Annotated in this window: 9 protein-coding genes; 4 read left to right on the top strand and 5 right to left on the bottom strand. The window is 71.4% G+C overall.

All coding sequences use genetic code 11. The features are described 5' to 3' along the window. Both AC30CM_RS26310 and AC30CM_RS26305 read right to left on the bottom strand, forming a co-directional pair. The coding region (locus AC30CM_RS26310; protein WP_490119858.1) for an NAD(P)H-hydrate epimerase at positions 1-418 on the bottom strand (418 nt) is incomplete at its 3' end. 35 nt (positions 419-453) lie between these two features. Continuing rightward, positions 454-951: a CGNR zinc finger domain-containing protein gene (locus AC30CM_RS26305; RefSeq protein WP_490119857.1), complete on the bottom strand. Its 498-nt coding sequence runs from the start codon at positions 949-951 to the stop codon at positions 454-456. A gap of 84 nt (positions 952-1,035) precedes the next feature. Here AC30CM_RS26305 and AC30CM_RS26300 point away from each other — a divergent pair, with 84 nt between their 5' ends. Then, positions 1,036-1,902 carry an alpha/beta fold hydrolase gene (locus AC30CM_RS26300; RefSeq protein ID WP_490119856.1) on the top strand — a complete coding sequence of 289 codons (867 nt, stop codon included), beginning with the start codon at positions 1,036-1,038 and terminating at the stop codon, positions 1,900-1,902. On the opposite strand, the gene AC30CM_RS26295 is transcribed toward AC30CM_RS26300, so the two are convergent. After that, entirely contained in the window at positions 1,903-2,625 is a 723-nt protein-coding gene (locus AC30CM_RS26295) for an SDR family NAD(P)-dependent oxidoreductase (RefSeq protein WP_490119855.1), read from the bottom strand. Positions 2,626-2,647: 22 nt separating this feature from the next. Continuing rightward, complete coding sequence (gene glmS, locus AC30CM_RS26290; RefSeq protein WP_490119854.1) at positions 2,648-4,513, bottom strand: glutamine--fructose-6-phosphate transaminase (isomerizing); 1,866 nt, start codon at positions 4,511-4,513, stop codon at positions 2,648-2,650. A 96-nt stretch (positions 4,514-4,609) separates the two neighbouring features. Between glmS and AC30CM_RS26285 the strand changes: the two genes are divergently transcribed. Next, complete coding sequence (locus AC30CM_RS26285; RefSeq protein ID WP_490119853.1) at positions 4,610-5,455, top strand: dienelactone hydrolase family protein; 846 nt, start codon at positions 4,610-4,612, stop codon at positions 5,453-5,455. Here the strand turns inward: AC30CM_RS26285 and AC30CM_RS26280 are convergent. Continuing rightward, positions 5,445-6,620 (bottom strand): MFS transporter, encoded by a 1,176-nt coding sequence (locus AC30CM_RS26280; RefSeq protein ID WP_490119852.1) that lies wholly within the window; start codon positions 6,618-6,620, stop codon positions 5,445-5,447. The two genes, AC30CM_RS26285 and AC30CM_RS26280, sit on opposite strands and share 11 nt — an antisense overlap. 81 nt (positions 6,621-6,701) lie before the next feature. Between AC30CM_RS26280 and AC30CM_RS26275 the strand changes: the two genes are divergently transcribed. After that, entirely contained in the window at positions 6,702-7,742 is a 1,041-nt protein-coding gene (locus AC30CM_RS26275; RefSeq protein ID WP_490119851.1) for an LLM class F420-dependent oxidoreductase, read from the top strand. A gap of 261 nt (positions 7,743-8,003) precedes the next feature. Then, the coding region (locus AC30CM_RS26270; protein ID WP_490119859.1) for a DEAD/DEAH box helicase at positions 8,004-9,297 on the top strand (1,294 nt) is incomplete at its 3' end.

The following is a 9,297-nucleotide window of genomic DNA, read 5'->3' as shown; positions in this document are numbered from 1 at the left end:
GCCGGGCGACGTCGGCGAACACCTCGGCAGCCCCTGGCCGCAGCGGCCCCGACCCCGAGATGCCGACGACGCCGTCGATCACCAATTCCGTTGCCCGGGGCACGGTCTGGACCACCCGGCCGCCGGCTCGCCGGAACGCCGCCAGCCCGGCGGCATGCGCCCGCTCCGGGTTGAGCAGCACGGCCGTGGCGGCGGCACCGCGGCGCCGCAGGAACGTGGCCGCCCACAGCGCGTCACCGCCGTTGTCGCCCGAGCCGACGACGGCACAGATCGACCGGGCTGCGACGGTGCGCAGTTCGCCGGCGACGGCCGTGGCGAGTCCGTATGCGGCGCGGCGCATCAGCGCGCCCTCGGGCAGGGCCGCGAGCAGCGGCGCCTCGGCGTCTCGGATGGCGTCAGCGCCGTAGTAATGCCGCATTCCGCACAGACTACGTCGCGTGGGTGTGCGCTGCGTCAGTTCGCGGACCGGCCCCGCGACGTGTCCACGGACCTGCCGGTCGACTTGCCGTAATGCCTGCGGGCCTTCATCCGGTTGCCGCAGACGCCCATCGAGCACCACCGTGCCGTGCCGCCGCGGCTGCGGTCCAGCAGGAACAGGTGACATTCGCCGTTCGCACACGGCCGCAGCCTGCCGGGGAATTCTCGTCGAATCTCGGCCCAGGCCAACACCATCCGCGCCAGCCAGGCCGCGTTCAGCTGCCAGGTCAGGGTGCCGTCGGCGTGCAGCTCCGGTGTCTTGGTGACGCCGTCGAGGTAGGTTGCGAGCCCGTCGGGGGCGGCGCCGCGGGTGGCCGCCTGCAGGGCGTCGCGCAGCGCGCGGGCGTCGCCGACCCCGACGTCGGCGGCGCCGTGCGCGCGCAGCCAGGCCGCGTCGAGCTGCTCGGTGACCACCGCGTCGACGACGGGGGTGGTGTTGAGCAGCTCGAGCACGACGTCGGGGTCATCGAACATGCTAACCACCATACAACACTTGACAGGTTAGAAGAACGCGCGTTGACTACGCCTAACCGACAAAACAAACCGAAGGGGTTAGACATGACGCAGCACCGCTACGCCGAGGTCCACGGCCGCCGGATGTTCTACCGTGAAGCCGGTCGCCAGACGGCACCCGTCGTCGTGCTGCTGCACGGCACGCCCGCCAGTTCGCACATGTACCGCAACCTGATTCCGGCCCTGGCCGACCGCTACCGCGTGATCGCGCCGGACTACCCCGGCTTCGGATACTCCGACGTGCCGGCCACCTCCGAATTCGACTACACCTTCGACACGCTCGCCGACCACGTCGAGGCCCTGCTCGACCACCTCGGCGTCACCCGCTTCGCGATGTACGTCCAGGACTACGGCGCACCGGTGGGCTGGCGGCTGGCGCTACGGCACCCCGACCGCATCGCCGCCATCGTCACCCAGAACGGCAACGCCTACGTCGAGGGCTTCGTCGGCGACGCCATGGAACCGCTGTTCGCCTACGGACGCGACCGCAGCGACGCCAACGCCGCCGCGCTACGCGAACTGATCAGCCCGGAGGGACTGCAGTGGCAGTTCACCCACGGCGTGACCGACCCGGCCGTCGTGGACCCCGACGCCTGGCTGCACGCCGGGTGGGCCGTGGCGTCGACGCCCGAGCGCGTCGCCGCGCAACTGGAGTTGTTCGCCGACTACGCGAGCAACGTCGAGCTGTACCCCGCGGTGCACGCCTACTTCCGCGACTCCCAGGTGCCCCTGCTGGCCGTCTGGGGTCGTGGCGACCAGATCTTCGGTCCCGCAGGCGCTCTCGCGTTCGCCGCCGACCTGCCGCACGCCGAGATCGACCTGCTCGACGGCGGTCACTTCCTGCTGGAGAGCCGGCTCGACGCCGTCGTCGCCCTGGCCCGACCGTTCCTGCAGCGCCACCTGGCGCAGTGATCAGCGCAGCTCCGAAGCCGCGACCCACTCCGTGGGCCGCAGCAGCACCACCTCGGGGATGACGCACGCCTGCGACAGCCGCGTCGTCAACCGGACGGTCTCGGCGACGTCGCGCGGGGCGATCATCGTGACCGCACCGCCCTCGCGGTAGTCGTCGGCCATCGGCGTGTCCACCAGCCCCGGGCAGATGGCCGTCGCCTTGATGCCCTCGCCCGCCAGCTCGTCGTGCAGCGCCTCGGTGAACCCCACCACCGCGGCCTTCGACGCCGAGTAGGACGCCAACATGGCCTCGCCGCGCTTGCCCGCGTTGGACGCCGTGTTCACCACCTGCGCGCTGCCGCGACGGGCGACCGCGGTGCGCAGCAGCGGCAGGCACGCGGTGGTCAACAGGATCACCGCGCGCGTGTTGACCGCGAACTGCTCGTCGACCAGCTCGGCGGTCAACTCGGCCACCGGCCGCGTGCCCGCCACGCCGGCGTTGTTGACCAGCAGATCGAGGGACCCGAAGCGTTCGCCGTGCCGACGCGCGACCTCGACGAGGAAGCCCTCGTCGGCCAGTGAACCTGCGACACGGTGCAATTCGGGGCCCGGCACGGCGTCCAGCCGCTCCGGATCACGGCCCACCACCGTGACGGCGAAGCCCTCCTCCTGCAGCACCTCGGTGATGGCCCGACCGATACCGCCGTAGGCACCGGTCACGATCGCAGAACGCGGTTCACTCATGCGCCGAGGGTACGGTCGTCGACTATTCGACGGTGACCGACTTCGCCAGGTTGCGCGGCTTGTCCACGTCGTACCCGCGCGCTTGAGCCACCCCGGCCGCGAACACCTGCAGCGGGATGGTCGACAGCAGCGGCTGGAACAGCGTGGGGACGGCCGGGATCTCGATCAGGTGGTCGGCGTGCGGGCGCACCGTGTCGTCACCCTCCTCGGCGATCACGATCGTGACGGCCCCGCGCGCCTGGATCTCGCGAATGTTGCTCAGCAGCTTCGAATGCAGCATCGCGGAGTTCTTCGGCGACGGCATCACGACGATGACCGGCAGATCGTCCTCGATGAGCGCGATGGGGCCGTGCTTGAGTTCCCCGGCCGCGAACCCCTCGGCGTGGATGTACGCCAGCTCCTTGAGCTTGAGCGCACCCTCCAGCGCCACCGGGTAGCCGACGTGGCGTCCCAGGAACAGCACGGTCGACGACGTCGCGAACCGGTGGGCCAGCTCGGTGACGGGCCCCATGCACGCGAGCACCCGCTCGACGCGGTCGGCCATGGCCTCCAGCTCGTGGTACTCGTGGGCCACCTCGTCGGGGTACTTGGTGCCGCGCGCCTGCGCCAGCGCCAGGCCGACGAGGTAGTTCGCCGCGATCTGCGCCAGGAACGTCTTGGTGGACGCCACGCCGACCTCCGGCCCGGCCCGCGTGTACAGCACGGCGTCGCACTCGCGCGGGATCTGGCTGCCGTTGGTGTTGCAGATGGCCAACACCTTGGCCTTCTGCTCCTTGGCGTGGCGCACGGCCTCCAACGTGTCGGCGGTCTCGCCGGACTGACTGATGGCGATCACCAGCGTGCTGCGATCCAATACCGGGTCGCGGTAACGGAATTCACTGGCCAGCTCCACCTCGACGGGCAGCCGGGTCCAGTGCTCGATGGCGTACTTGGCCAGCAGACCCGAGTGATAGGCGGTGCCGCACGCGACGATGAACACCTTGTCGATCTCGCGCAGCTCTTGATCGGAGAGCCGCTGCTCGTCGAGCACGATGCGGCCATGCTCGAAGTGCCCCAGCAGCGTGTCGGCCACGGCCATCGGCTGCTCGGCGATCTCCTTGAGCATGAAGTAGTCGTAACCGCCCTTCTCGGCGGCCGAGAGGTCCCAGTCGATGTGAAAGGGACGGGTGGGGACGTCGTCGTCACCGTCGAAGTCGGTGACCCGGTAGCCGTCGGCGGTGATCACGACGGCCTGGTCCTGGCCGAGTTCCACCGCGTCGCGGGTGTGCTCGATGAACGCCGCCACGTCGGAGCCGATGAACGTCTCGCCGTCGCCGACGCCGACGACCAGCGGGGTGGACCGCCGCGCGGCGACGATGGTGCCCGGCTCGTCGGCGTTGGCGAACACCAGGGTGAAGTGCCCGTCCAGCCGCCGCAGCACCGACAGCACCGCACCGTGGAAGTCCCCGGCGTACTCGCCGTCGCGGTAGGCGCGAGCCACCAGGTGCACGGCCACCTCGGTGTCGGTGTCGCTGGCGAACTCGACCCCGGCGGTCTCCAACTCGGCGCGCAGCACGGCGTAGTTCTCGATGATGCCGTTGTGGACCACCGCGATCTTGCCCTCGGCGTCCAGGTGGGGGTGGGCGTTGCGGTCGGTGGGCCTGCCGTGGGTGGCCCAGCGGGTGTGGCCCAGACCGGTGCTGCCCACGAGATCGGCGGCATCGCTGGCGGCCAGGGCCTCCTCGAGGTTCGCGAGCCTGCCCGCGCGCCGTCGGACGGTCAGCCCGCCCGCGCCGTCGAGCAGCGCGACACCCGACGAGTCGTACCCGCGGTACTCCATCCGGCGCAGCGCGTCGACGACGATGTCCCTGGCAGGGCGCTTACCGACGTAGCCGACGATTCCACACACGCGGTCAAGGGTAGTGCAGGTGCCCCGCGGCGCCCGATTCGTGCGCCGTCGGGCAGACGTTCACGCAGCGCCGTGAGCGTGGGATAGGTTCGACGCGTGGCCGGGACCAAGAAGCTGTTCGCTTCCTTGACCAAGCGTGGACCGCACCGCGTGCTGCGCGGCGACCTGGCGTTCGCCGGTCTGCCCGGCGTGGTCTACACCCCCGAGACCGGGTTGAACCTGCCCGCCGTGGCGTTCGGCCACGACTGGCTGGCGGGCGCCGACCGCTACCACGGGTTGCTGGAGCACCTCGCGTCGTGGGGCATCGTGGCCGCCGCACCCGACACCGAGAAGGGCATCGCGCCGTCGGTGCTGAACCTGGCGTTCGACCTGGGCACGACGCTCGACATCGTCGCGGGTGTGCGGTTGGGCACCGGCAAGATCAGCGTGCACCCCACCAAGCTGGGCGTCGTCGGCCACGGTTTCGGCGGCTCGGCCGCGGTGTTCACCGCCGCGGGCATGCCCGACCGGCTCAAGGCCGCCGTGGCCCTGTTCCCCTCGGTGAGCAGCCCGCCCGCCGAGCAGGCCGCCGCGACGCTGCGGGTGCCCGGCCTGATCCTCGCCGATCCCGGCGACCCGATGTCGCTGCGCTCGAACGCCGTCCAACTGGCCAGGGCGTGGCGACCCGCGACCCTGCGCGCCGCCAAGGGCGTCACCGCCGGCGGCGTGGTGGAGGGCCGCAGGCTCGCGCGCGTGTTCAAGCTGCCCGGCGCCGACAAGGGCACGCAGAAGATCGTCCGCGGCCTGCTCACCGGCTATCTGCTGCACCAACTGGCCGGCGACAAGACCTACCGTGACTTCGCCGACCCCGACGCGACACTGCCCAAGACCGAGCACCTCGACCCGTTCGCCGACGACCCCGTGGACCTCGAGAACAAGGTCGTCGCGCTGCTCAAGCCCTGACGGCCGGCCTGTCCCGTACCGCGCCCGCACAGGACGCCGTGACGATCACGGCCAGCAGCGGCAACAGCAGCGCCTGGTTGAGCCCGACCAGTTCGGCCAGCCAGCCGATGACGGCGGGCCCGCCCAGCAGCGCGATGTACCCGCAGCCGATGACGCGGGAGAACTGCGTGCCCGTCACGCCCGGCACGTTGCCCGCCGCCGACACGACCAGGGGCACCCCGCCCGCCAGCCCGATGCCGAGGATCATCCACCCGACGACGGTCAGCGGCAGCACCGGCGAGGCCACCACGATCGCGAACCCCACCACCGACGCGATGCTGCCGTAGCGCACCACCCACACCGCGCCCCGGCGCGCCTTGACGTAGTCGGCGCTGAAGCGCCCGATGGTCATCGCGGTGACGAAACCCGCGAACGCCAGCGCACCCAGCGCGTCGGACACCCCGAGGTGCTCCTGGGCGTGCAGGCTGCTCCAGTCCATCGCCGACCCCTCGGCGAGGAAGAGCAGGAACGCCACGACGCCCAGCAGCACCAGCCGCCGGCGGTCGGCCCTCGGCGCCGGATCGGCGTCACCGGCGGCGGCGTCGGCCCCGTCACGCTCGGCCCCGGCACCGAGCAGGTTGGGCGCCATCCCCGCGGTGATCACCAGGCAGACACCGCACATCACCGCGCTGGTGGCCGCCAAGGTCCACTCGGCGGCGAGCGTGCCTGCCCCGATCAGCGAGCCCACCACGCTGCCGACCGAGAACACGGCGTGGAACGACGACATGATCGGCCGGCCCACGAGCCTCTCCACCGTGACCGCCCGGGCGTTCATCCCGACGTCGGTGATGCCCGACGCGATGCCGAACGTCAGCAGCGCGACCGCCAGCAGTGCAGGCGTGGGCGCGTTGAGCGGCAGGGCGAGGGTGACCGACATGCCCACCGCGCCCGGGAGCGCGACGCGGGCACCGCCGAACCGCGTCACCAGGGGCCCGGCGATCTGCATGCCGATGAGCGCGCCGGCGCCGTGCAGCAGCAGCATCGAACCCAGGGCGCCCGACGAGATGCCCGTGCGCTGCTGCACCGAGGGGATGTGTACCGCCCAGGTCGCGATGCACAGGCCGAAGACGACGAACAGTCCGAACACCGCGGCCCGTGACCACGCCAAACCTCTCACTGCGGCCATTCTCGTCGCCCCCGCACGCGCCGCCGGGCCCGGGGGACCCCCCATTCCCAACCAACCGGTTGGGAATGGTATGAAGTCCCCATGCGCACCGGCATCTTCCTCAGTTATGCAGGCGGCTTCCGCGAGGCCGCGGACCAGGTCGTCGAGCTGGAACGGGTGGGCATCGACGTCGCCCTGGTCCCCGAGGCCTACTCCTACGACGCCATCAGCCAGCTGGGCTACCTGGCCGCCAAGACGTCGCGGATCGAACTCGGCACCGGCATCGTGCCGATCTACACGCGCACCCCGACGCTGCTGGCGATGACGGCCGCGGGCGTCGACTACGTCTCCGACGGACGCTTCATGCTCGGCATCGGCACCTCGGGGCCGCAGGTGATCGAGGGCTTCCACGGCATTCCGTTCGACGGGCCGCTGGGGCGCACGCGCGAGGTCGTCGAGATCTGCCGGCAGGTGTGGCGCCGCGAGAAGGTGGACCACGCCGGCAAGTACTACCAGCTGCCGCTGCCCGCCGAACGCGGCACCGGCCTCGGCAAGCCGCTGCACCTCATCAATCACCCCGTGCGCGAACGCATCCCGATCACCATCGCCGCGCTGGGCCCACAGAACGTCGCGCTCACCGCCGAGATCGCCGAAGGCTGGCAACCCATCTTCTTCTACCCGGAGAAGGCCGACGACGTCTGGGGCGACGCGCTGCGCAAGGGCGCCGCCAAGCGCGACCCCGCACTGGGCCCGCTCGACGTCATGGTGTCGGCCAGCCTGGCCATCGGCGACGACGTCGGCGACCGACTCGCGTGGGCCAAACCGCAACTGGCGCTCTACATCGGCGGCATGGGCGCCCGCGGCAAGAACTTCTACCACGCCCTGGCCACGCGCTACGGCTTCGGCGACGTGGCCGACCGCATCCAGGACCTCTACCTCGCCGGCCGCAAGGCCGAGGCCATCGAGGCGGTGCCCGACGAGCTGGTGCGCAACACCTCGCTGATCGGCCCGCGCGGCTACGTCCAGGAACGCCTGGCCGCCTACGCCGAGGCCGGTGTCACGACCATGCTGGTGCACCCGCTCGCGGTCGACGCCGCCGAGCAGCTCGCGTTCGCCGAACAGCTGGTGGAACTCACCGCGTAGCCGGCGCACCCACGGACAGCGCCCGGCCTCCGCACGGAGGCCGGGCGCCTTCACGTGCGGCGTGACGCCCGTCACCGATTGCCCGAAGAATTGGGGTCGACGCCCGGGGTTGGGTAAGCTGGCGGCAGCGGCATCGTCTGTTCTGCCTCTTGCCGCTCTTTCTCGTTCATACCGAGCTTGTCATCAAGCGCCGCGGGACCACCCGCGCCGGGCAGAACGACCACTCGACTTTCGGAGTAACCCATCACCATGTCTTCAGCCGTGCCCACCTTCGCCGAACTCGGCCTGCCGACGGCAGTCGTCGACGCGCTGTCCGCCAAGGGCATCGACTCCCCCTTCCCCATTCAAGCTGCGACGCTTCCGGATTCGTTGGCCGGCCGCGACGTGCTGGGCCGTGGCCGCACCGGCTCCGGCAAGACCTACGCGTTCCTGCTGCCCGTGGTGTCGCGCCTGGCCGCCACCCCGGCACGCCGCGCACCCGGCAAGCCGCGCGCGCTCATCCTCGCGCCCACGCGCGAACTGGCCACCCAGATCGAGGCGTCGCTGGCCCCGCTGGCCGCCGCGACCGACCTGCGCTCGGTCACCGTCTTCGGCGGCGTCGGCGCCCAGCCCCAGATCGACAAGCTGCGCAAGGGCGTCGACATCGTCATCGCCTGCCCCGGCCGCCTCGAGGATCACGTGCAAAGCGGCCACGCCGACCTCTCGGCCGTCGAGATCACCGTCCTCGACGAGGCCGACCACATGGCCGACCTCGGCTTCCTGCCGCCGGTCAAGCGCCTCCTGGACCGCACCCCGCGGGACTGCCAGCGCCTGCTGTTCTCCGCGACCCTCGACGGCGGCGTCGACGTGCTGGTCAAGCGCTACCTGCACGACCCCGTCCAGCACAGCGTCGACTCCGAGCAGTCGCCCGTGAGCGCCATGGAGCACCACGTGCTGCACGTCGACGGCGCCTCGCGGCTCGAGGTCCTCACCGACCTGGCCGCCTCGCCCGGACGCACCATCGTGTTCGCCCGCACCAAGTACGGCGCCAAAGGCCTTGCCCGCAAGCTGAACTCGCGTGGCGTCCCCGCCGTCGAACTGCACGGCAACCTGTCGCAGAACGCCCGCACCCGCAACCTCGCGGCGTTCTCCGACGGCACCGCGGCCGTGCTGGTGGCCACCGACATCGCCGCCCGCGGCATCCACGTCGACGACGTCAACCTGGTGGTGCACGCCGACCCGCCCGTCGAGCACAAGGCCTACCTGCACCGGTCCGGACGCACCGCCCGCGCCGGCGCCGAGGGCACCGTGGTGACCCTGATGCTCGACGACCAGGTGGGCGACGTCCGCGCGCTGACCCGCAAGGCCGGCGTCAAGCCGACCGTCACCAAGTTCGCCGGCGCCTCGCACCCCGTGCTGCAGCAGATCGCCCCCGGCGAGCGGGTGTTCAGCGGAGGCATCGAGCTGGAGACCCCGCAGCAGCCGCAGCAGCCCAGGTCCGACAACCCGCGCCGGTCGCGACGGCCCCGCGGCGGCTCCGGCCAGGGGCACGCCCCGCGTTCGGGCGGCGCCGCAG

This window comes from Mycobacterium sp. DHQP2018-32-09, from assembly GCF_058148405.1.
The sequence above is the reverse complement of the archived record's forward strand: the minus strand, read 5'-3'. Positions and strand labels throughout refer to the sequence as shown.